The 20,961-nt window shown below is 42.2% G+C and carries 24 protein-coding genes; 19 read left to right on the top strand and 5 right to left on the bottom strand.

Features of this window, described 5'->3' with window-relative positions; translation table 11 throughout:
- The first annotated feature begins 86 nt into the window (after positions 1 to 86).
- The gene (locus tag ACQYAC_RS12170) at positions 87 to 764 is read left to right on the top strand and encodes a DUF3298 and DUF4163 domain-containing protein (protein WP_058013325.1); all 678 of its coding nucleotides are present in this window, start codon (positions 87 to 89) and stop codon (positions 762 to 764) included.
- A 79-nt stretch (positions 765 to 843) separates the two neighbouring features.
- On the opposite strand, the gene ACQYAC_RS12165 is transcribed toward ACQYAC_RS12170, so the two are convergent.
- Positions 844 to 1,023 carry a hypothetical protein gene (locus ACQYAC_RS12165; RefSeq protein ID WP_041816054.1) on the bottom strand — a complete coding sequence of 60 codons (180 nt, stop codon included), beginning with the start codon at positions 1,021 to 1,023 and terminating at the stop codon, positions 844 to 846.
- Positions 1,024 to 1,310: 287 nt separating this feature from the next.
- Positions 1,311 to 2,543, bottom strand: coding sequence for a peptidase T (pepT, locus tag ACQYAC_RS12160; RefSeq protein WP_429943376.1), 1,233 nt, complete (start codon positions 2,541 to 2,543; stop codon positions 1,311 to 1,313).
- 226 nt (positions 2,544 to 2,769) lie between these two features.
- On the opposite strand from pepT, the gene ACQYAC_RS12155 reads away from it, so the two are divergent.
- From ACQYAC_RS12155 to ACQYAC_RS12135, 5 genes are all read left to right on the top strand, one after another.
- Positions 2,770 to 3,093 carry a WXG100 family type VII secretion target gene (locus ACQYAC_RS12155; protein ID WP_429943375.1) on the top strand — a complete coding sequence of 108 codons (324 nt, stop codon included), beginning with the start codon at positions 2,770 to 2,772 and terminating at the stop codon, positions 3,091 to 3,093.
- 4 nt (positions 3,094 to 3,097) lie between these two features.
- Positions 3,098 to 4,294, top strand: a complete 1,197-nt coding sequence (locus tag ACQYAC_RS12150) for a DUF6861 domain-containing protein (protein ID WP_268497358.1) — start codon at positions 3,098 to 3,100, stop codon at positions 4,292 to 4,294.
- Positions 4,295 to 4,306: 12 nt separating this feature from the next.
- Entirely contained in the window at positions 4,307 to 5,065 is a 759-nt protein-coding gene (locus ACQYAC_RS12145) for a hypothetical protein (protein ID WP_429943374.1), read from the top strand.
- Between the two features lie 21 nt (positions 5,066 to 5,086).
- Positions 5,087 to 5,605: a YfjD family protein gene (locus ACQYAC_RS12140; protein ID WP_429943373.1), complete on the top strand. Its 519-nt coding sequence runs from the start codon at positions 5,087 to 5,089 to the stop codon at positions 5,603 to 5,605.
- A gap of 107 nt (positions 5,606 to 5,712) precedes the next feature.
- Positions 5,713 to 6,180 carry a helix-turn-helix domain-containing protein gene (locus ACQYAC_RS12135; protein WP_169055997.1) on the top strand — a complete coding sequence of 156 codons (468 nt, stop codon included), beginning with the start codon at positions 5,713 to 5,715 and terminating at the stop codon, positions 6,178 to 6,180.
- 57 nt (positions 6,181 to 6,237) lie between these two features.
- Here ACQYAC_RS12135 and ACQYAC_RS12130 read toward each other — a convergent pair whose 3' ends face one another.
- Positions 6,238 to 6,585, bottom strand: coding sequence for a helix-turn-helix domain-containing protein (locus ACQYAC_RS12130; RefSeq protein WP_003214932.1), 348 nt, complete (start codon positions 6,583 to 6,585; stop codon positions 6,238 to 6,240).
- A gap of 207 nt (positions 6,586 to 6,792) precedes the next feature.
- On the opposite strand from ACQYAC_RS12130, the gene ACQYAC_RS12125 reads away from it, so the two are divergent.
- The 6 genes from ACQYAC_RS12125 to ACQYAC_RS12100 all read left to right on the top strand — a co-directional run bounded on the left by ACQYAC_RS12125 (position 6,793) and on the right by ACQYAC_RS12100 (position 12,512).
- Entirely contained in the window at positions 6,793 to 7,782 is a 990-nt protein-coding gene (locus ACQYAC_RS12125) for an asparaginase (RefSeq protein WP_058013330.1), read from the top strand.
- A gap of 28 nt (positions 7,783 to 7,810) precedes the next feature.
- Entirely contained in the window at positions 7,811 to 9,232 is a 1,422-nt protein-coding gene (gene aspA / locus ACQYAC_RS12120) for an aspartate ammonia-lyase (protein ID WP_012011744.1), read from the top strand.
- Positions 9,233 to 9,375: 143 nt separating this feature from the next.
- Positions 9,376 to 10,782, top strand: coding sequence for a Na+/H+ antiporter NhaC (nhaC, locus tag ACQYAC_RS12115; RefSeq protein WP_429943372.1), 1,407 nt, complete (start codon positions 9,376 to 9,378; stop codon positions 10,780 to 10,782).
- Between the two features lie 297 nt (positions 10,783 to 11,079).
- Positions 11,080 to 11,505 carry a YwqH-like family protein gene (locus ACQYAC_RS12110; protein WP_050944558.1) on the top strand — a complete coding sequence of 142 codons (426 nt, stop codon included), beginning with the start codon at positions 11,080 to 11,082 and terminating at the stop codon, positions 11,503 to 11,505.
- 36 nt (positions 11,506 to 11,541) lie between these two features.
- Positions 11,542 to 11,805 (top strand): YwqI/YxiC family protein, encoded by a 264-nt coding sequence (locus ACQYAC_RS12105; protein WP_058013332.1) that lies wholly within the window; start codon positions 11,542 to 11,544, stop codon positions 11,803 to 11,805.
- Positions 11,806 to 12,086: 281 nt separating this feature from the next.
- Positions 12,087 to 12,512, top strand: coding sequence for a YwqH-like family protein (locus tag ACQYAC_RS12100; RefSeq protein WP_003214784.1), 426 nt, complete (start codon positions 12,087 to 12,089; stop codon positions 12,510 to 12,512).
- A 45-nt stretch (positions 12,513 to 12,557) separates the two neighbouring features.
- Here ACQYAC_RS12100 and ACQYAC_RS12095 read toward each other — a convergent pair whose 3' ends face one another.
- A complete protein-coding gene (locus ACQYAC_RS12095; protein WP_429943371.1) occupies positions 12,558 to 12,770 on the bottom strand; it encodes a hypothetical protein in 213 nt (70 codons plus the stop codon).
- Between the two features lie 136 nt (positions 12,771 to 12,906).
- On the opposite strand from ACQYAC_RS12095, the gene ACQYAC_RS12090 reads away from it, so the two are divergent.
- The 7 genes from ACQYAC_RS12090 to ACQYAC_RS12060 all read left to right on the top strand — a co-directional run bounded on the left by ACQYAC_RS12090 (position 12,907) and on the right by ACQYAC_RS12060 (position 20,377).
- Positions 12,907 to 14,865, top strand: a complete 1,959-nt coding sequence (locus tag ACQYAC_RS12090; RefSeq protein WP_429943370.1) for a BglG family transcription antiterminator — start codon at positions 12,907 to 12,909, stop codon at positions 14,863 to 14,865.
- Between the two features lie 87 nt (positions 14,866 to 14,952).
- On the top strand, positions 14,953 to 16,263 hold the full coding sequence (locus tag ACQYAC_RS12085; protein ID WP_050944554.1) for a PTS sugar transporter subunit IIC: 1,311 nt from the start codon (positions 14,953 to 14,955) through the stop codon (positions 16,261 to 16,263).
- Between the two features lie 14 nt (positions 16,264 to 16,277).
- A complete protein-coding gene (locus ACQYAC_RS12080; RefSeq protein ID WP_429943369.1) occupies positions 16,278 to 17,342 on the top strand; it encodes a mannonate dehydratase in 1,065 nt (354 codons plus the stop codon).
- Positions 17,339 to 18,772: a glycoside hydrolase family 1 protein gene (locus ACQYAC_RS12075; protein WP_429943368.1), complete on the top strand. Its 1,434-nt coding sequence runs from the start codon at positions 17,339 to 17,341 to the stop codon at positions 18,770 to 18,772. The genes ACQYAC_RS12080 and ACQYAC_RS12075 overlap by 4 nt, the downstream gene beginning before the upstream one ends.
- A gap of 12 nt (positions 18,773 to 18,784) precedes the next feature.
- On the top strand, positions 18,785 to 19,108 hold the full coding sequence (locus ACQYAC_RS12070; RefSeq protein ID WP_058013336.1) for a PTS sugar transporter subunit IIB: 324 nt from the start codon (positions 18,785 to 18,787) through the stop codon (positions 19,106 to 19,108).
- Between the two features lie 19 nt (positions 19,109 to 19,127).
- Positions 19,128 to 19,457, top strand: a complete 330-nt coding sequence (locus tag ACQYAC_RS12065; RefSeq protein ID WP_024423898.1) for a PTS lactose/cellobiose transporter subunit IIA — start codon at positions 19,128 to 19,130, stop codon at positions 19,455 to 19,457.
- A 65-nt stretch (positions 19,458 to 19,522) separates the two neighbouring features.
- Positions 19,523 to 20,377 carry a polysaccharide deacetylase family protein gene (locus ACQYAC_RS12060; RefSeq protein ID WP_268497367.1) on the top strand — a complete coding sequence of 285 codons (855 nt, stop codon included), beginning with the start codon at positions 19,523 to 19,525 and terminating at the stop codon, positions 20,375 to 20,377.
- Positions 20,378 to 20,496: 119 nt separating this feature from the next.
- On the opposite strand, the gene fosM is transcribed toward ACQYAC_RS12060, so the two are convergent.
- Positions 20,497 to 20,922: a FosM family fosfomycin resistance protein gene (gene fosM, locus ACQYAC_RS12055; protein WP_339164469.1), complete on the bottom strand. Its 426-nt coding sequence runs from the start codon at positions 20,920 to 20,922 to the stop codon at positions 20,497 to 20,499.
- Positions 20,923 to 20,961 lie beyond the last annotated feature (39 nt).

Genomic DNA, 20,961 nt, shown 5'->3' with positions numbered 1-20,961 from the left:
GAAGAATAAAATGGAAATATTGCTTCTTTTGGTTCTTTTGTCATGGTATACTCGATTGGTAATAGACAAAAATGGGGGTTTTTACTATGACAATGAAAAAAGGCCTAACGATCAGTCTACTCATTTTTTCACTGATTGTTTCGTTGTTTGCGCCAGTTGGATCTGCGGATGCCAAACAAGCAAAAAAAGCGAAAGTAAGCACACACTATTATAAAAAGAAAAAAACGTTTAAATATGCACAGGTGAAAAACCTAAGTAAGGCGCATATGAAAACCATCAATCGTGATTTAAAAGAAGACATCGCGTTCTCTTATTCTACTTACTTGTTCTTAAAGGACGAAGCGAAAAAGGAAGGCTTTGGGAAGATCACGTACGAAAGATCGTTTAAAACGAAATTTAACAATGGGAAGAAACTCAGTATCTTAAACTATGACTACATGAATGATGGTGGAATGCACGGCGATACGATGGTTTCCAGCATGAACTATGTGCTAACGAAGAAAAAGACAAAGCAAGTGTTCTTGACAGACGTTGTGAAAACAAAGAAAAAGCGTACGAAAGTAAGAGATTATATTTATAACTACACAAAGAAACATAAAAGCAAATTCTATGCGAACCTGAAAAAAAGAGACATTGAAATTAACTACAACACGCAGTATTACTTCACGAAAAAGGGAATTGCTGTTGTCTTCCAACCATATGAGATTTCACCTTACTATGTAGGAATTCCGATGATTCAAGTTCCTGCGAAGGTATATAAATAAAAAAACGACCACTGTATCTGGTCGTTTTTTGCTATTTACTCAATCAAAAAGAGCCCCTTATGAGGCTCTTTCTTTAGATTTATACTTGTTTAGGTGCCTCGTTTAGTGGGTGACGGCGTTTTCCGTTGTAGTGGCGGCGCATACGAAAGATTTCAAACTCCGAAAGCTCTGCGCTTTTTCGTTTTGGTGTGCGGTTATCTTTTTTGAAAGAGAATAGTAAGTAGCAGCAAAGTGAAGCGATAATCAATAAAATCATCATATGACATTCCTCCAATTCATCCTATTCTTTAAGTGTAGACAGGGTGAGTGATGTTTATAACTGAAAATAAGCAGCAAATCGGTTTAGTTCTTAAGGTTTAGATGATCTGCTAATTTAGGTCTAAAATACTGGTTGTTTTCAACTATTATATTTCCAGTTATTGCACTCGTCAAGAAGAATTTTTCTGGGGTTGTCTCTATTAGTACGAATAAGTGTCATAAAAGTTTCAGAAAATTGTAAACTTTTATTAAAAAACCGTTCCCGAACAGGAACGGTTTTAAACATATCTATGCTTTTTCTTCAAATAGACGGGCGATTTCAACGATGACTTCTGTTGCTTTCACCATGTTCTCGACAGAAATAAATTCATATTTACCGTGGAAGTTTTCCCCGCCAGTAAAGATGTTTGGCGTTGGAAGACCTTTATATGAAAGCTGGGAGCCATCTGTACCGCCGCGGATCGGTTCGATCACAGGTGTCACTGAGCGGTTTTCCAATGCTTCATGGGCAATATCCACAATGTGTTTCACCGGCTCAATTTTTTCTCTCATATTATAATATTGATCTTGAATTTTGAGATTGATGCTGTTTTCTCCGTAAATGGCTTTTAAGTCATTTGCTATTTTTTCAAATAGTGCTTTGCGATCGTTAAATTTGTCTTTATCAAAATCACGAATAATATATTGCAGCTCTGCTTCTTCAACTTCTCCTACAAACTTCGTGAGATGGAAAAATCCTTCGTAGCCTTCTGTGTATTCCGGAGATTCATCAGAAGGAAGCTTGTTATGGAAGAGCATCCCAATCTTCGCAGCGCTGACCATTTTGTCCTTTGCTGTCCCAGGGTGGACGTTGTTTCCTTTAATGGATACTTTCGCACCTGCTGCATTGAAGCTTTCATATTGCAGCTCCCCGAGCGGTCCTCCGTCAATTGTATACGCATAGGAAGCGCCAAAGGCATCCACATCAAATTTGTGCGGCCCTCTGCCAATCTCTTCATCTGGTGTAAAGGCGACGCGAATTTTTCCATGCTTGATTTCTGGATGTTCGATCAGGTAATGCATGGCAGTCATAATTTCTGCGATACCCGCTTTGTTATCTGCACCAAGCAAGGTTGTGCCATCTGTTGTGATCAGCGTATGTCCTTGATACTTTTGTAAATTTGGAAACTGTGATGGAGATAAAACGATATGTAAATCTTCATTTAAGGTGATGTCGCCGCCTTGATAGTTTTCATGAAGCTGCGGTTTCACATTCTTGCCGGTGAAGTCAGTCGCTGTGTCGATGTGAGCCAGGAAGCCAATAGTGGGTACGTCTTTTTCTGTGTTAGACGGGATCGTTCCCATGACATAGCCGTTTTCATCCATTGTCACTTCTTGAATTCCGATGGACTTCATTTCTTCGACTAGCTGTCTCGCTAAGTTCAACTGTCCTTCAGTCGATGGGCAGCTTTCCTTATCTGCATCCGACTGCGTATCTACCGTCACATAACTTGTGAATCGCTGAATCATTTCTTCTTTCATGTATACGTCACTCCTTTTGTAGAATACGTTCATTTTATCACGTCTTGAATGCGCTTCATAACAAGAAAGGCTTTCTCTGGCAATTAGAGAGGAAAAAGACCTACTTTCATTTTGTGATGTGTTGAATGGTTCTTTAGGGTGATTTTTTTGGGTGTCTTTTTATTTATAATGAGGACATATAAAATCATCCATTTGTACGTTAAATTGGGAGAAAGGGGTGCGAAAGTTGGATTCTAGTCAAACGCTGGCACTCGCTCAAAAGTTTCAGGAAGCAGCTGAGGAGATTCGGCAGTCAAAGCAGCTGCTTGTGAATCGGCTCAAGGCAGTAGGATCAGGCTGGCAGGGAGAAGCAAGGAATAAATTTGATCAAAGCTTTGAGGAAACAACGGCACGCTATGATCAATTCGAAAAGGATTTGCTTGAAACAAGTCAGGAACTGCGCGATGCAGCAGTTAAAATCGAGGAACGGAAAGCTGAAATAGCCAGAATGGAAGAGCTTGAGCGAAAGAGACGAGAAGAACGGAGAGAAAGAAACCGAGAAGGGGGATGATGTGATGGCACGTGACATAGTGGTTGATCCAGATCAGCTGACAGGGCTGGCGAATGATGTTGTAAGCGAACTTTCTGTCATAGAAACGAAGCACCGCGATTTACATAGTGAACTGGATGGTCTCATTTTAGGCTGTGATCCTCGGTATAGAAGCTGTTTTTCAGGCGTCGGGGATGCATGGGGAGCAGGACAAGCATTGATCAGTAAATTGAGCAGTGATGATATTGCGATTCGTCATGCAAAAGATAAAATGGTCGAAGCGGATGATATTTTACGGAAGTTGTACAGTATCTATGATCAATATGGTACACTCACGAGCTTAGCTGGTATTGTGATGATGCAGGCGAAATACTACGGGCTTGGGATGACGACCTTCATTAAAGACAATGGCCGTTATGCAGCGCAGCATTCAAAGCTGCTGCTTGATCTGACCAGCCGGGTAGAAGGAACGAGATTTGACCGACTAGCAAGGATTTGGCTGAGTAAAAAAGAATTATTAAAACGATCAAACTGGTCGATGGCTGATTTGGTCCATAAGAAATTCACAAAATTTTATCCTGACGATACAGTTGCATTCACGAATAGTGTCCGTGACTTTACAAAAGGAAGTATCAATTGGAAGGACACAGCTGCGATCAAGTCTGTTTTGAAAAATGGATCAAGATTCGCCAAAGGAAATGCCATCATTGCAACGGTTGTCACTGGCGCAACAGAAACGGTCGGTTGTGGTTTGAAAATTGCTGAGAACTATGCAGAATTCGGTGATCAGCCAGAAGTCCTTAAGCGTGAAAATGCGAAGGCTGTTGGAAATGCAGTGAACAATACGGTCTTTATTGCTGGCGGGTCTGTCGCAGGTGCCGTTGTCGGAGGAGCTCTTGGAAGCTTTGCGGGACCGATTGGAACCGTCGTTGGAGGAGCCATTGGTTCCGCAGTCGGTGGATTTATAGGAGAAAAAGTTGCCAAGCTGACATCAGGCTTTGCTGAGCAGGTTGCAGTGAAATTAAAGGACCCAATTCATGCGGTCGTGGATAAAGGGAAACAAGCATTCGAGCTGGCGGGTCAAGGTGTGAAAGCAGTCAATGACACCATTGATCAGGCAAATCAGGTGATACATAAAGGGATAGAAAAAACAAAAGAAACCGCAGATTCGCTCATAAAAGGTGCAGGCGATTTCTTTAAGGGTGCATTTTCTTTTGGATAAGGAGAGATCAAGTTGGATCAGCTAAGTCTAAGTATTGAGGAACTCATCTTTAGTTTTTACAGTGAAGGCTATTTTGAACAAGGCATGTCCTTAAAGGAAGCCTATTATCCTGATGTAGAGGACGAGCGCCTAGGGTTTTTATTTGAAATTGCATGTCGCTCTTTGCTCGCAAAAGGTGTACTTGAATTTCGAAACAGACAATATCGTTATAAAGCGGAATACCGTCATTTCATCCAGGCGATGAATGACGCATCTCACACCGTCAAGGCGTCTCGATTTGGGGATGAAGATGAAGAAGTCAGTACCTCCTTTCATACGACACAGAAGGGCGTATATGCGCACCATACGCTGTATGATCAACAAGTCCATCAGATTCAAAAACTGAAAGACGACCAGCAGGCAGAGAAGCAAGTGACGGCCTTTTTCAACATAAAGATGAGTGATCACCCTGAATCTGTCATTACCCTGCAAGCAGAGGAATTTGAAAAGCTATTAGAGCAAGCAAGTGAGGCGAAGAATGAGTGGCCCTCCTTCCTTCATCGAGCAGAGAACGGAGAACTCGTGCAGGCATTTGTTTCTGATGTACAGAAGAGAAAAGGAAAGATGGACTCCCTAATGAAGGTCGTCTACGACAAAAATAATACGCCTGATGTGGAATCCATGTTATTTGTCATTCCAGGTGAGGAACATTCGTGGCTTGTGTCGGGAATAAAAGAAAGTGAATTTCGCGTGGAGACGGCTCATAGAGACAGATTACGTTCTATATTCTAATGGAGAAAAGGAGAATGACGCTTGAATCCAAGTGATGTAATAGAAGTGAGAAGCAGGACCTTTCTAAGGGTATGGGCATTCTTAGCAACGGGCGGCTTCGGTATCATCGGTATTTGGCTGTTTTCAGAAGCTCTTACATTTGAATCGAATTATACATTGTTTTTATTTTTAGGCGGATTATTAGGCATTTTCTATGGCTTGATCTCTTTTTTGATGATTCTACCGGCTTTTACGAAGAGGGGAAACGTGATTTTTCGCATTCAGCGCGGAAAAAATGGTGCTGTTCTGCATCGAGAGCGGACGATCTCTTTTCATGACATTCAATCCATTGATATGCGCAGGCATCGGTACAGTGTAAGAGGATTTCTCTTCATGGATGTGCTCATTCGGACAATAGATGGGAAATTGATTAAGATTCCAGCGTACAGTATTTTAGATGAAGAAGTATTCGAGCAAACCGTCAAACAAGAGATCTACCCACATTTAAATCAGGCAGCCCAAGAGAGCTGGAGACAGCAGCATGGTCAGGTCGAAGAATAGATTAACTAGGTAGTATTTGCCAAGATTCTAAAGGATGAGGCGCCACTTTTTCGGAAAAATCGTGTATGATGTCAGTAAACACTGAACACTCGGAGAGGTGATGAGAGATGGATAAAGAGATGGTAATCGACCTCGTCACAGAACAAATGGCACGGATTCGAAAAGAAAAGAATTATACACAGGACCGCATGGCTGAGGTACTTGGTTTATCGAAACGGCATTTGCAGCAGGTAGAAAAAAACAGGCTGCGCCTTAGCTGGACGCAGACTGCGGCCGTATGTGCATTATTCAGGGACAGTGACATTTTAAAAGGGACACTTGGGGATGATCCGCTTGAGATTCTGGAAGTTGTGGCACATGATGAATTGCATCTATCGGTGGAACGTACAATCGGCGGAAAGGTTTGGTGGCGGACGTCTATCAAAAAAGGCACATTTCGTCTTCAGCAAAATGTGCTGAGTCAGCATTACCGCATCTTAGATGATGAGAATTATCGCTATTATAGTTCGTTTAATAAAGAAGAAGCGAAGCGGCGCTTAGAGGAATTAAGTCAGCTGTCTTCTCCTTATTCTTAAGCAGCTGAAAAAGGAAAGAGAGGCACCCGATTAATAGGGGCCTCTCTTTTCTGTGTTTTATACTTTTAGGGTGTTTTTCGCCCGAATAAAGGCAACAAGCTGTTTGATTTCTTCATCATTTAGGGGAACCCCGTCTACAAGGATTGTTCCTTCTTTTGCTTCCGTCAGTTCAATTTTGATATCAGAGATTTTACGTTGTATCTCTGGCTCGTCCGTTCTACCAAGTAAAAAATCAATGGACGTATCATACAAATCAGCCAGGCGCTTCACTGCTTCAAGCGAAGGTCGTCGGTACCCAGATTCGTAACCGGCATAGGTGCTTTTGGCGATACCTAGGCGATCTGCCGTATGCTGGAGAGACCATTTTTTCTTTTTTCTAAGAGTGGTTAAACGATCGAGTATCATTACATGAACGCTCCTTTATATACAACAACAGTATATCATATTTTGTAATAGAATGTACGCGTTATGCGTAATAATTTCTTGATTAATTCGCGTTATGTGACTATAATGGCAATGAAGGTACGCGTAAAGCGTATATTATAGAATAGCACAAGCTGGCTTATAATATGTGTGACAAACGAAGTAATTTTACTGAAAGAGGTGGACCTGTTGAAGAAATTATTGCTTTTAACCACTGGAGGGACAATTGCATCTGTAGAGAGTGAAAATGGTTTGGCTCCAGGTGTTAAAGCTGAGGACCTTTTAAGCTATTTAAACGAAATTAATGCAGATTACACAATGGACACAAAGTCCCTAATGAGTATAGATAGTACAAATATGCAGCCTGAATACTGGGTGGATATCGCAACAGCCATTTATGAAAATTATGATCAATATGACGGCTTTGTCGTCACGCATGGAACCGATACAATGGCCTATACATCAGCAGCACTATCTTATATGCTGCAAAATCCGGATAAGCCAATTGTCATTACAGGCTCACAAATTCCGATTACGTTCAAGAAAACAGATGCAAAGAAAAACATTACCGATGCGATTCGCTTTGCATGTGACGGCGTAGGCGGCGTGTATGTTGTCTTTGATGGCAGAGTCATTCAAGGGACACGCGCAATCAAACTAAGAACGAAAAGCTATGATGCATTTGAAAGTATTAACTATCCATATATTGCATCGATTGAAAACCATCAAATTGAATACAATAGCAAAGTAAAAAGATCGTCAATGAAACCGCTTAAATTAGACGCATCCTTAAACACCGACGTTTGTCTCTTGAAATTGCACCCAGGTCTAAAGCCTGAATTCTTAGATGCAATCAAAGGTGTATACAAAGGAGTCGTCATCGAAAGCTACGGCAGCGGCGGAATTCCTTTCGAAGGAAGAAACCTTTTAGAGAAAATCAACGAATTGCTTGAAGAAGGCATTTCTGTTGTCATCACAACTCAGTGTCTTGAAGAAGGAGAAGACATGAGCGTGTATGAAGTAGGACGCAAAATCAATCAAGAACTAGTGGCACGTTCACGAAACATGAACACAGAGGCCATCGTGCCGAAACTCATGTGGGCATTAGGTAAAACAACAGACCCAAGAGAAGTGAAAAAGATTATGGAAACGCCGATCGCAGAAGATTTAGTGATTTAACTATTCTATAGAAAGCAGGTCATATCAGATGGTTCAAGCAACTTATCGCTATGAGAAGGATTTTCTTGGAGAAAAAGAAATTCTGGCAGACGTGTATTATGGAGTTCAAACTCTTCGTGCAAAGGAAAATTTCCCGATTACTGGGTACCGCATGCACGAGGAACTGATTAGAGCCTTTGCCATCGTGAAAAAAGCAGCAGCTCAAGCCAATATGGAGGTTGGGCGTTTATATGAAGGAATTGGAAATGCCATCGTACAAGCTTCTGATGAGGTCATTGAAGGCAAGCTGCATGAGTACTTTATTGTAGACCCAATCCAAGGCGGCGCAGGAACGTCGATGAATATGAATGCCAATGAAGTAATTGGAAACAGAGCGCTAGAAATCATGGGACATCAAAAGGGTGAATACATCCATTTAAGCCCAAACACACATGTAAACATGTCACAATCAACGAATGACTCGTTTCCAACAGCGATCCATATTGCTGTATTGAAGCAGTTAGACATTCTGCTTGAGACAATGCAAACGATGCAGGACGTATTCCAAAAGAAAGCGAAAGAATTTGATCATGTCATCAAAATGGGACGTACGCACCTGCAGGATGCTGTTCCAATTCGTTTAGGACAGGAATTTGAAGCTTACAGCCGCGTGCTCAGCCGCGATATTAAGCGGATCAACCAATCAAAACAGCATTTATATGAAGTCAATATGGGGGCAACAGCAGTTGGGACAGGCCTAAACGCAGATCCTCGTTATATTGAGATCGTCGTGAAGAAGCTAGCCGATATTTCTGGTCTTCCGCTTGTAGGCGCAGAGCATCTTGTAGATGCGACGCAAAATACAGATGCTTACACAGAAGTCTCTGCCGCATTAAAAGTATGCATGATGAACATGTCTAAGATTGCCAATGACCTTCGTCTAATGGCTTCTGGTCCGCGTGCAGGTCTTGCTGAAATTGCATTGCCAGCTCGTCAGCCAGGATCATCCATTATGCCTGGGAAAGTCAATCCAGTCATGGCAGAGCTCATTAACCAAATCGCATTCCAGGTCATTGGGAATGACCACACCATCTGTCTTGCCTCTGAAGCAGGTCAGCTTGAGTTAAATGTGATGGAGCCTGTTTTGGTCTTTAACTTACTTCAATCTATTAGTATAATGAATAACGGATTCCGTTCATTCACAGATCATTGCTTAGTGGACATTGAAGCAAATGAAAAACGTTTGAAAGAATATGTAGAAAAAAGCGCAGGTGTGATCACTGCCGTGAATCCTCATTTAGGCTATGAAGCAGCGGCTAGAATCGCAAGGGAAGCCATTTTGACAGGACAATCGATCAGAGATCTTTGCTTGCAAAATGATGTGTTAACAGAAGAAGAACTTGATATTATTTTGAATCCATTCGAGATGACAAAGCCCGGCATTGCGGGTGCAGAGCTCCTAGAGCGATAATAATATCAAAAATTTTATTTTATTAATATGTAGAATTGCCTGTGAAATAGAGAAAAACAGGCAATTCGCTTTCTTTCGAATTGACACACTTTTTTCACAATATTTTGAAAACGCTTAACGCGTACACAAAGGGAGGAAACACAATGAAATCACCACGTCTGCCGTCTATGTTAGAAGTCGTGTCTGTACTTGGCTTGTTTTTAGCAATTGTTTTATCTTTTACTCTTTATTTCAAATTGGATATTCAACTAGCATTGTTTATCTCATGGTTTATGGTTATCGCATTAGGTATTCGATTGGGGCATTCCTATAAGGATCTTCAAAATGCGATCACAAAAGGGATATCGAATGGTTTAGAAGCCATTTTAATCTTAATTGCAGTAGGTGCACTTGTTGGTACATGGATTGCAGGTGGGGTTGTACCTACGTTAATCTATTATGGTTTAGAGTTTATTCATCCTAATATCTTCTTATTAGCTACACTTGTCATCTGTGCACTCATGTCCATTGCAACAGGAACCTCTTGGGGGACGGTTGGAACGGCAGGGATTGCGATGATCGCAATTGGTGAAGGGCTAGGTATTCCACTTCCGATCGTGGCAGGTGCCGTCTTATCTGGTGCTTATTTTGGAGATAAATTATCCCCATTATCAGATAGTACAGTGCTCGCTTCCTCTCTTTCAAAAGTGGACGTGCTGGCACATGTTCGAGCGATGATGGTTTTATCCGTACCAGCCTTTGTCATTACGGCCATTATGTTTACGGTTACAGGCTTTATGTATGGTGGACGCAACATTGATCAAAATAAGGTAGAATTTTTGAAAAATGCCCTGCATGATACATTTACCATTAACATTTGGATGGTCATCCCAGCAGTAGTGGTTGTATTACTGCTCGTATTTAAGAAACCTTCAATGCCTGTTATTGCCATTGGTGCTCTTTTAGGATCTATTTGGGCGATGGCTTTCCAAGGAATGAATCCAGCAGATGCGATTGGTTCAGCATACAATGGCTTCTCTATTAATTCAGATGTAGATTTCTTAAATACGCTGTTAAATCGTGGTGGTATTGTGAATATGCTTGGATCTTTAGTGGTCATTATTCTCGGGCTTGGGTTTGGTGGCGTACTTGAATATCTAGGCGTTCTAAAAGTGATTGTCTCTACTTTTGAGAAGAAATTATATAATGCAGGAAATGTAACCCTATCTACACTTGTTGTAGCATTCTTTGCAAATATTTTTGGATGTGCAATGTACGTTTCATTAATTCTTACACCGAAAATTATGGAAAAAAGCTACGATAAATTGAAAATAGACAGACGCGTTCTATCTAGAAACGCTGAGGTCGGTGGAACAATGACGTCTGGTATGGTCCCTTGGTCAGATAACGGGATTTACATGGCGGGAATTCTAGGCGTATCCACATTCTCTTATTTACCATTTATGTGGTTGAGCTTTGTTGCCATCGGTCTTGCTATTATTTATGGATATACAGGGAAATTCATCTGGTACGTTAAGAATCCACAAGAATCAGAAGAATCGGCTTCATAAGCCGTTTACAAAAGCCGCTCCTCAACCGGGCGGCTTTTGTTTGTCCTGGGTCTTTATGGCTATATGTGACATGTAACAAATAATCAGGATTTAAGACCCCCTATAAAAGAGGTCTTAAGGGGTAATGAGAAGCAGAATGAAAGCATATTTATCCCATAAAAAGGGCACAAATCCCTATTCAAACGTGAGTCTTTGAACCTTATAATAACAATAATGGAAAAAGTGCTATTCACCTTACGCTCGTTTAGATGAACTCTAAGCAGCGTTTTTATTTTTTGTCAGGAGGAGGAACCCATAATGAGCTTATCGGATATGCTGTCTGCCCTAAACGGTGGCATTACAAGTAAAAAAGCAGAAATCGAAGAGAAAATCGCTCGACTGAAAAAGGCGAAAAGTAAGGTCGAACGTGAACAAGATGCGGCAGAAACAGACCTGAAGCAAATCAAGCAGCCAAAGCTTGGGACCTCTTGGAAAGGTGAACGAAGCCAGGATTTCAAATCAGAGCGGAATGAAGCACATGATGCGCTGCAAACGATTGTAAACGATAAGTACCCGCGTTACGTGAGCCGCATCGAATTCAAAATCAGTACGTTGGAAGCCGAACAAGCTGCGTTATCCTTTGCCAGTTCCCTAGCTGGAGACGCCGCACGTCTTGCTGAAAAAGGAGAAGACGCAGTAGAGGACGCCAAACGCTTGATCTCAAAAGCATGGAGCAGCTTATAAGCCCCTTCATGCTGAACAAACCTGGAGGATATCAAGATGGGACAAATTAAATTAAACTACCAAACAGTTATGGATCAACTAGATGAAGTCTCCCAAGCAGTCGAAGCATTAACGATGAAAAAAGCAGCAGATAAAGCAGGTGAAAACAGCCTTGAATTTGTAACCAAGTGGACGGCACGCGAGGCAGAGGTCAACGAAATGGTCTCAAGTTTTAAAGAAGCTTTAACCAAAAATGTCCAGGACACGCGCTCGAATGTGAAAACCTTAAAAGAACAGGACGAAGCGATTGCGGCAAAATAATGGCAATCATTTTTCTAATGGGTTTCATGGTATGATGCGAAATATAGATCTAAGGACTCATATATAAATCGGGATTTACGACCTTGTATTATTCCGTTTTTCTTCCAAACACGTCACTAAAAGGACACCTTTTCCCTATTTAAGACTGAGGCTTTTCACCTTATACTATACTTAATGAAAGCCAAACGATAGAAATGCCAGGTTTGGAAAAACCAAGTGAGTCGATCATTTTCAAGGCTCTGATCTGTGCTTTCGTATGAGGTGCGATAGAGGTGGATGACATGAGTTTATCCGAGATGCTACACCATCTGCATATGGGAATTGAAAACAGACGTGCAGAATTTGATGACATGATCTCTCGGTTAAAGACAGCCAAAAGCAATATTCGAACAGAACAAGATCTTGCGCAGTCTGACATAAAGGAAATCAAGAAGCCTGCTTTAGATTCGTCATGGAAAGGTGAGAGAGGAACCGACTTTCATCGCCACCGAAAAGATGCTTATCATGTCATGCATGACATCGTGAACAATGAGTATGAAAAATATATCGCAGAGATTGATCAAAAAATCTTGCACTTTGAATTAAAAAAAATGGAGCTGGCTGTTGCCAGTAACTTTGCCGGAAGAGCCCAGGACGTGATGGAAAAGGGTGAGGATTTTGCACTTGATGTTAAACATCTGATTGAACGGGGCTGGAAGGCTCTTTAAAATAATAAAAACAGCCGTCTCATTAGCGAGCGGCTGTTTTTTTGTTTAGTCACATCCACCACCACTATCCCCGGAATCTCCTCCGCAGGAGGCATCAGAAGCGTAATGAGTATAAGAATCAGTATAGTTACTTGTTGTTGAACTGTGATGTGAAGAACGCTTAGCAGACGTACGCCGATCCTTTGATGTGAATAAATGGGCAATGATTGCTCCTAAAGAAGCCAATATCATCATAATAACAAACATAAAAGAACCCATGATGCATCCCTCCTCTTGTTTTCTATTCATACGAATGAGCCATATCATGGTTCCCGACTTGAAAGAAAAACTGGGCAAAGAGTTCTACTTTCGTTTATGATGATAGGCAAAAGTAAATACCAAGGGAGGAGAGATCATGCTATCTCTACGTCAGGAGGAGCTTCTGAAACGACTGATGCAAGCGGAACAGGAACTGACTAGTGAAGAAATTGCCCGCATGATTGGCGTCACATCAAGAACGATCCGAACAGATATGAAAGCGCTTAAATCTATTTTAGAAGAATGTGGAGCCGTACTGCATATCAAACGCGGGGCAGGGTATACATTGACCGTCGAGGATTATGGGTCTTTTCGTACATTTTTGAAAAAGTCATTGAGAGAAAGAAGCGAAAAAAAGGAACAGGTCATTCCCAATCAGCCTGAAGACCGTGTAGCCTATCTATTGAAAAGGCTGCTTCTATCAGAAGACTATATTAAGTTAGATGCGTTGTCAGAGGAATTATTTGTGAGTGAATCGACAGTGAAAAATGATTTGAAAGCGGTCAGACATTTGTTTTCATTACATGGACTTTCTGTGTCACATCGTCCTAAATATGGATTGCGGCTGACAGGAGATGAAATGAAATTGAGATATTGTATGGCTGAGCATGTGTTTCAGCAAGCGCATGCGAACTCGGCGCTGTTACCTGAAGAAACGTATCAATTGATCCAGGATATCGTGCGTTCACGTACAAAAGCTAGTGGACTTCATCTGTCAGAAATCGGTTTAAGTAATTTAGTCACCCACATCGCCATAGCATGCAAACGAATTGAAGAGAAAAAACTGGTCATGATGCCAGAAACGGAATTAAAAGAGATCCAAGTGCAGCCTGTTTTCCAAGTAGCTCAACAAATGGCAGAGGATATTCGGCATGTCCTAGCAATTGATTTTCCATTATCTGAAATGGCGTATATTGCGATTCACTTGATGGGAGCTAAGATGATGGCTTACGGAGATGCGGGTCATACGCTATTTCACCTTCTAGAAGAAGATCACTTTCGCTTCATCCACCAATTGCTTGCTTATGTAGAGGAGCACATGTCACTTGGTATTCAATTTGATAAAGAATTCATCGTTGGATTAAGTCTTCATTTACGTTCCGCTATTCATCGTTTTAGGTACGATATGAACATTCGTAATCCTTATTTAACGGACATTAAAAGACATTATCCCATTGCATTTGAAGCTGGCGTTTATATGGGGAGATGGCTGAAAGAAAAAGAGGGAATTGAGATTCATGAGGATGAGATTGGGTATTTGGCGCTTCATATTGGGGCTGCAATCGAGCGGACAAAATCACAGCATGTGAAAAAGAGATGCCTGATTGTGTGTGCGACGGGTGTCGCCAGCAGTCAGCTCCTTCTTCATAAGCTGAAAGCAGCTTTTAGCGGAAGGCTGGATATCGCTGGTTCTGCGAGTGTTGGGGAAATTTCTTCGTACGATTTGAGAAGCATTGATTTTATTATTAGTACCATTCCACTTCAGAACACGTTGCCGGTGCCAGTAATTGATGTACATACGATTCTAAGTGACGATGATATTGTGCGGCTGAAACGGTTTGTGCAGGGTCCGCAGGATACAGGGGTTTTGCGGTATGTAAGTCCGGAACTGACATATTTTCAGCAAGACCTTCAATCAAGGGAAGAGGTACTGCAATTTTTCGTAAATGTGCTCAAGGAAGAGGATCGCATCCCAGAAGAGTTTGAACAATTATTGCTGGAAAGAGAGCAAGTGTCACCGACATCGTTCGGTCATTTAGTTGCGATTCCTCATCCGATTAAGCCAGCAACAGATGACACGTTTTGTGCGATCTGTACGTTGAAAAAACCGGTGTTGTGGGGTGAAAATCGGGTGCAAGTCGTTTGTTTGTTGAGTATTCAGAAGATGTATCAAAAAGAATTACAGTCACTGTATCAATTTCTTGTACGGCTGACAGAGCGCAAGGAAGTGGTAGAGCAGCTCATCAAGGCCGCTTCATTTGAGGAACTGACGGCGGCGCTGCAAGTATTGGAGCATCCGAATGAAAAAACGGGACACCCATTTCCGCATCTGTGAGGAAAAAGATTAGATGTTAATGAAAGCGCTTTTAAAATAACATCAAAGGAGGATGATCACGAGTTTTTGCAAAGGGGGAGACAGATCATGAGCTTTAAGGAGAAAGCGGCAGACGTCATGGGGAATGTGGCTTATCGTATCACGAATCAAAAATATATTATGGCGATTAAACAGGCATTTGTCACATTGATGCCAATCATCATTACAGGGGCTTTTGCTGTATTGGTGGCAAATATGATCATGAGCCCGGAAACAGGGCTTGCTCATTTTGAGATGTTCAGATTTTTAGCGGAGCTTCAGCCAATTATGAAGGCAATCAATTATGCCACGCTGAACTTTTTAACCATTGGGGCTGTGTTCCTCATCGGGATAGAGCTTGGGAAAATCAACGGGCACAAGTCTCTGTTCCCAGGGCTGATGGCATTGATTTCATTTATATCTGTTATTCCAACGACACTTCTTCTTGAAGTGGATGGATCGATGCGTGAAGTTGTAGATGTACTGGCAAGGCAATTTTCCGATCCAAAAAGTTTATTTTTAGGGATGATCATTGCAATCGTATCTGTGGAAATCTTTTGTAAGCTGACCAAGGTGAAATGGCTGCAAATCAAGATGCCGGATTCTGTTCCATCGAATGTGGCAACATCTTTTTCGTCACTTTTTCCTTCGATCATTACGATTACGATCATTAGTTCATTCGGCTTTGCATTTCATCGTTTGACAGGCATTTATTTGCATGAAGCAGTGTATAACGTGGTGCAGCGCCCGCTAGAAAGTGTTGTACAGGGTCTGCCAGGGATTTTAACGTTGATGTTTGTGGCGCAATTTTTCTGGGTGATCGGCATCCATGGCAACCAGATGATCAAACCGATTCGGGAGCCGCTCTTATTAGGATCAATTGCAGTAAATATGACAGCATTTCAAGAAGGAAAAGAGATTCCGAATATCATCACGATGCCATTTTGGGATGTGTATATGAGCATCGGTGGTTCAGGTGTGACCATTGGGCTTTTGATTGCGATTTTTATTGCTGGAAGAAGGGAAGAGATGCGAAGTATTGCCAAGCTCTCATCTGGTCCGGGCCTCTTCAACATCAATGAACCCGTTATTTTTGGCTTGCCTGTCATGTTAAATCCTGTGATGGCAATTCCATTTATCGTCACACCGCTTGTGACAGGAACGATTGGTTACATTGCGACGGCTACAGGGTTTGCTGGAAAAGCCGTCGTGATGGTGCCGTGGACGACACCACCGATTGTGAATGCATGGCTGTCCACCGCCGGCAGCATGGGGGCTGTCATCACACAGCTTATCTGTATTGTGGTCGCAGTCTTCATCTATTTGCCATTTGTTCTCTTGTCTAACCGCAAACCAGAAGCGGCACCAGATTCAGAATAAAAGGAGTGACATGAATGAACATGCAATTCAGGTGGTACGGAGAGGGTGATCCCGTATCACTCGCGCATATACGTCAAATCCCAGGCATGAAAGGCATTGTGAGTGCCGTCTATGATGTGCCAGCTGGTGACCTGTGGCCTGAGGAAAGGATTGCTCATGTAAAAGAACAGATTGAGAAACATGATCTCTCCTTCGAGGTTGTCGAAAGTCTTCCGGTCCATGAAGACATCAAACTCGGTAAACCAAAGAGGGACGTTTATATCAAGCATTATCAAGAAAACATTCGACGATTAGCGAAGCACGGTGTGAAGGTCATTTGTTATAACTTCATGCCTGTCCTCGATTGGACACGAACGCAGCTCGACCTTTCATTGGCTGATCAATCGACGACCCTAGCCTATTTTCAGCATCAACTAGAACATATGGACATAGAGAAAGACCCATTTTCACTGCCAGGATGGGATACCTCTTATACACAGGTGGAAATGAAACAATTGATGGCTGATTACAGGGAATTAGGGGCAGAAAGGCTATTCGAGAATCTGTCTTATTTCCTGCAACATATCATTCCGGTAGCAGCTGAAGAAAAGGTCAACATGGCACTCCATCCAGATGACCCTCCTTGGGATATTTTCGGACTGCCTCGTATTGTCAGTAATGAAAAGCAGTTGGATCGTATTCTTCAGATCGATGGACGCTCCCAGCACGGTTTTACGTTTTGCTCGGGATCACTCGGCTGTCATGCGCAGAACGATGTACCGTCACTTGCACGTAAATATGCGAAAAAAGGACGCATCCACTTTGCTCATTTGCGCAATGTTCTCGTGCATGAAAGCGGTGATTTTGAAGAGTCAGCGCACCTTTCATCAGCAGGAAGTCTCGATATGGGGACAATTGTGAAGGCTTTGTATGAAGAGGGATTTGCTGGCTACGTCCGTCCGGATCATGGGCGTATGATCTTTGGCGAGACAGGCAGGCCTGGCTACGGTTTATATGATCGGGCGCTTGGGGCTATGTATTTGCAAGGAATTTGGGAAGGACTTCACGTTCAAACGAGGAAAGGAAAGGTGGCGACATGAACAGAATCGAGATTCCAAGAGATTTTATCCTAGGTGCTGCGGCCTCTGCTTGGCAAACGGAGGGATGGAAGGGGAAGGAGGCGCATCAGGATTCGTATATCGATTTATGGTATAAGAATGGGTATCACGTATGGCACGAAGGATATGGACCGGCTGGTGCGACGAACTTTTACGAGCGCTATCCAGAAGATGTAGCCATCATGAAAGAAATCGGCCTGACTCATTATAGGACATCGATCAATTGGTCGAGATTTTTTATCGATTACGAGAAGGGGATTGTGGATGAGGACTATGCTCGTTACATTGATGATTTGATCAATGAATTAATCGCAGCAGGTGTAGAGCCGATGTTTTGCTTAGAGCATTATGAGCTTCCAGCCGTGCTGCTTGAAAAGTACGACGGATGGTCATCAAAGCATGTCGTCGAGCTGTTTGTTCTCTATGCGGAAAAGGTGTTTAAGCGATATGGAGACAGGGTCAAGCATTGGTTTAGCTTTAATGAACCGATTGTTGTCCAAACACGCGTGTTCCTAGATGCTATCCGTTATCCCTTTGAGCAAAATACGAAGAAATGGATGCAGTGGAACTATCATAAAGCACTGGCAACAGCAAAAGTGGTGAAGCTGTTTCGGGAGATGGGATTGAAGGAATCAACAGGTGCAAAAATTGGGGTGATTCTCAATCCAGAAGTGACGTATGCAAGATCCTCTGCTCCGCATGATCAAGAAGCGGCACGGATGTATGATTTGTTTTTCAATCGAGTGTTCTTAGATCCCTCCATCAAAGGGGAGTATCCAGAGGAATTGCTCGATGTGTTGAAAAAGCATGAGATTCTTTTTGATGCGACAGAGGAAGAGCTTCAGGTCATCAAGAATCATACGGTCGATGTCGTCGGGCTCAACTTATACTATCCGCATCGGGTCAAAGCACCGAGTAAGGCGTGGAATGAGATGACGCCATTTCATCCGTCTTATTATTACGATATGTTTGAGCTTCCAGGAAGAAAAATGAATCCATTCAGAGGCTGGGAAATCTACCCGGACATTGTCTATGATATGGGCATGAGAATAAAAGAAGAATACGGAAATATTGAGTGGTTTGTGGCCGAAAACGGCATGGGTGTGGAAAAGGAAGAACGTTTTAAAAGAGAAGACGGTATCATTGATGATCAGTATCGCATTTCCTTTATCAGCCAGCATTTAAAGCGAGCGCTTCAAGCAAAAGCAGCAGGCTCAAATTGCACGGGCTATATGCTTTGGGCTTTTACGGATAATGTATCGCCGATGAATGCCTTTAAAAACCGCTACGGATTAGTCGAAATCCAGCTGGAAAATGAACGGAATCGCCAGTTGAAAGCATCAGCATATTGGTACCAGACATTAATTAAAACAAGGGAACTGAAGGTCGAAACAGAAGTCAACTATCGATAGGAGTGTTGGGATATGAAACGAATCATTCTCGCTTGTGCAGCAGGAATGTCGACGTCCATTGTAGTGTCCAAAATGAAGGCAGCCGCAGAAGCTAAGGGGCTGGAATATGATATATACGCTATACCTGAAGGGGCTATTGCGGATGAATTAGAAGAGCACGGAGAAGATGTGCAGGTGATTTTACTTGGACCGCAAGTAAGCTTTATGAAAAAGGCAGCAGAAAAAACAGCGGCACCTTACCAAGTACCTGTCGATGTCATCAATGTGAGATTATACGGAACAGCGAACGGAGAAAAAATACTAGAGCATGCTCTGAAACTAGCAAATGAATCTTAAGTAATTGGAGGAGAAGCAGATGACGGTATTAGAGGAAATGCAGGGAGCAGCCTTTCAAATCATTGCTCATGCGGGCGAGGCAAGAAGCCATTATGTCGAAGCCATTCGTCTAGCAAGAGCTGATGATTTTGAAAAAGCACAGCAGTTGATTGAAAAAGGGGAGGAAGCGTTTCGAAGCATCCACAACCTTCACTTGTCGCTGATCCAAAAAGAGGCGGCAGGTGAGCAGCTTCCCTTTTCTTTGCTGCTAATACATGCAGAAGATCAAATGCTCACAACAGAGACCATTCATCTGCTTGCCATCGAAATGATTGAAATGTGTAAAAAAATGAACACTCTGTCAAAATAGATATCAGCTAGTAACCAATTTCTGTTATAATCATTCGATAGATAGAGAGAAAGCAGGATTGGAGAATGAAAAAAACATGTATGTTGATGACGGTTGGTCTTTTGGCGCTGCTCATTTCGGGCTGTATGGGAACGAAGGAGCAAACGGAAGGAAACCAGCAGGTGGTCAAAGAGGAAAAGGGTCCATTACAATTAAAAGAAACAGAAGAGATTCAGCAGGCAGAAGCGATAGAGATTGATACACAGAGCTGGATTGAGCAAGAGGAGCCGGTAGAGCTTCCGATTTTGATGTATCACAGCATCTCCAGTGGTAACTCGCTGCGTGTACCAAAGCGCGAGTTTGCGGCTCATATGAAATGGCTGAAGGACAACGACTATGTCACGCTGTCGCCAGAAGAAGCGTACCGCGTCTTCACAACAAATACGAAGCCAAGTGAGAAGTGTGTCCTCATTACATTCGATGATGGATATACCGATAACTATACAAAGGCATTTCCGATTTTAAAGCAGTATGGAATGAAGGCAACGATTTTCATGATTGAGCAATCTATTGGCCGTCCGAACCACTTAACGGATGAACAGATGGATGAAATGATAGCAAATGGGCTGTCGATCGAGAGTCATACAATACATCATTTAGAGCTCAATCGTTTATCAAAGGAGCAGCAGAAAGAGGAATTAAAAGGATCAAAGGCATTCTTTGATCAACGTTTTTCTCAGCGTACGCGAATGGTCAGCTATCCTGTCGGGCGCTATAACGAAGACACGCTAAAGCTGGCGAAAGAAGCCGGTTATCAAATGGCTGTCACCACTGAACCAGGACATGCGAAAAAGGAACAAGGCATGATGTCCTTGCACCGCGTCCGCATTTCACCGGGACTTTCACCAGAAAGCTTTGGCAGGCTGGTAGAAGGGAATTAACGATAAATGTTTCACATGAAACAATTTACGACAAGTTTCACGGTGATGATGGGTGAATCGACATTGGCGGTTCAAAAGCGAAACAGAACATTCATGTAAATGGAAGTTCTGTTTTTTTATCATTCATCAAAAAATTCCATATGTGCTTTTTCTTGTTTGTAATAATCGATTCGATCTTTCATGGTACCTGTATGAAACTCAAATTTATGTCCGTCAGGGTCCGTAAAGTAGATCGACTGATGATCTTTTTCATCTCTTGGGCGACCTGGTAAGATGTTGACATTCAAATGTTTTAGCTTGTTGTACATGTGATCTATATCCTTTTCATCGATTGAAAAAGCGATGTGTGTGTAAGAGTGCTGGATGTCTTGACGAGGAATGTCCTTTTCCACATTCAGTGCAAGCCATAGCCCATTTAAATCAAAGTAAGCTGTTTTTTTCCCTTTTACTAATAAAGTGGCGTCAAATACTTTTGTGTAAAAATCAATAGAGGTTTCTAAATCAGAAACAGAAAATAACAAATGATTCATTCCTTTTATCGACATCACATCCACCTCAAACTGTCATTTTAAAAAAGCCTGTAG

The sequence above is a fragment of the Bacillus sp. MM09(2025) genome (assembly GCF_050496725.1).
GTDB lineage: Bacteria > Bacillota > Bacilli > Bacillales > Bacillaceae > Bacillus > Bacillus pumilus.
This window is presented reverse-complemented; position numbering and strand designations above follow the sequence as displayed.

What these genes read in the sequence shown, in the direction of transcription:
- ACQYAC_RS12080 (WP_429943369.1), top strand. Translation starts at nt 16,278, where the DNA reads ATGAACATGCAATTCAGGTGGTACGGAGAGGGTGATCCCGTATCACTC.
- ACQYAC_RS12165 (WP_041816054.1), bottom strand. Translation starts at nt 1,023, where the DNA reads ATGATGATTTTATTGATTATCGCTTCACTTTGCTGCTACTTACTATTC.
- ACQYAC_RS12090 (WP_429943370.1), top strand. Translation starts at nt 12,907, where the DNA reads ATGCTATCTCTACGTCAGGAGGAGCTTCTGAAACGACTGATGCAAGCG.
- ACQYAC_RS12065 (WP_024423898.1), top strand. Translation starts at nt 19,128, where the DNA reads ATGACGGTATTAGAGGAAATGCAGGGAGCAGCCTTTCAAATCATTGCT.
- nhaC (WP_429943372.1), top strand. Translation starts at nt 9,376, where the DNA reads ATGAAATCACCACGTCTGCCGTCTATGTTAGAAGTCGTGTCTGTACTT.
- ACQYAC_RS12170 (WP_058013325.1), top strand. Translation starts at nt 87, where the DNA reads ATGACAATGAAAAAAGGCCTAACGATCAGTCTACTCATTTTTTCACTG.
- fosM (WP_339164469.1), bottom strand. Translation starts at nt 20,922, where the DNA reads ATGTCGATAAAAGGAATGAATCATTTGTTATTTTCTGTTTCTGATTTA.
- ACQYAC_RS12075 (WP_429943368.1), top strand. Translation starts at nt 17,339, where the DNA reads ATGAACAGAATCGAGATTCCAAGAGATTTTATCCTAGGTGCTGCGGCC.
- ACQYAC_RS12130 (WP_003214932.1), bottom strand. Translation starts at nt 6,585, where the DNA reads ATGATACTCGATCGTTTAACCACTCTTAGAAAAAAGAAAAAATGGTCT.
- ACQYAC_RS12060 (WP_268497367.1), top strand. Translation starts at nt 19,523, where the DNA reads ATGAAAAAAACATGTATGTTGATGACGGTTGGTCTTTTGGCGCTGCTC.
- aspA (WP_012011744.1), top strand. Translation starts at nt 7,811, where the DNA reads ATGGTTCAAGCAACTTATCGCTATGAGAAGGATTTTCTTGGAGAAAAA.
- ACQYAC_RS12100 (WP_003214784.1), top strand. Translation starts at nt 12,087, where the DNA reads ATGAGTTTATCCGAGATGCTACACCATCTGCATATGGGAATTGAAAAC.
- ACQYAC_RS12095 (WP_429943371.1), bottom strand. Translation starts at nt 12,770, where the DNA reads ATGGGTTCTTTTATGTTTGTTATTATGATGATATTGGCTTCTTTAGGA.
- ACQYAC_RS12085 (WP_050944554.1), top strand. Translation starts at nt 14,953, where the DNA reads ATGAGCTTTAAGGAGAAAGCGGCAGACGTCATGGGGAATGTGGCTTAT.
- ACQYAC_RS12070 (WP_058013336.1), top strand. Translation starts at nt 18,785, where the DNA reads ATGAAACGAATCATTCTCGCTTGTGCAGCAGGAATGTCGACGTCCATT.
- ACQYAC_RS12110 (WP_050944558.1), top strand. Translation starts at nt 11,080, where the DNA reads ATGAGCTTATCGGATATGCTGTCTGCCCTAAACGGTGGCATTACAAGT.
- pepT (WP_429943376.1), bottom strand. Translation starts at nt 2,543, where the DNA reads ATGAAAGAAGAAATGATTCAGCGATTCACAAGTTATGTGACGGTAGAT.
- ACQYAC_RS12135 (WP_169055997.1), top strand. Translation starts at nt 5,713, where the DNA reads ATGGATAAAGAGATGGTAATCGACCTCGTCACAGAACAAATGGCACGG.
- ACQYAC_RS12150 (WP_268497358.1), top strand. Translation starts at nt 3,098, where the DNA reads ATGGCACGTGACATAGTGGTTGATCCAGATCAGCTGACAGGGCTGGCG.
- ACQYAC_RS12105 (WP_058013332.1), top strand. Translation starts at nt 11,542, where the DNA reads ATGGGACAAATTAAATTAAACTACCAAACAGTTATGGATCAACTAGAT.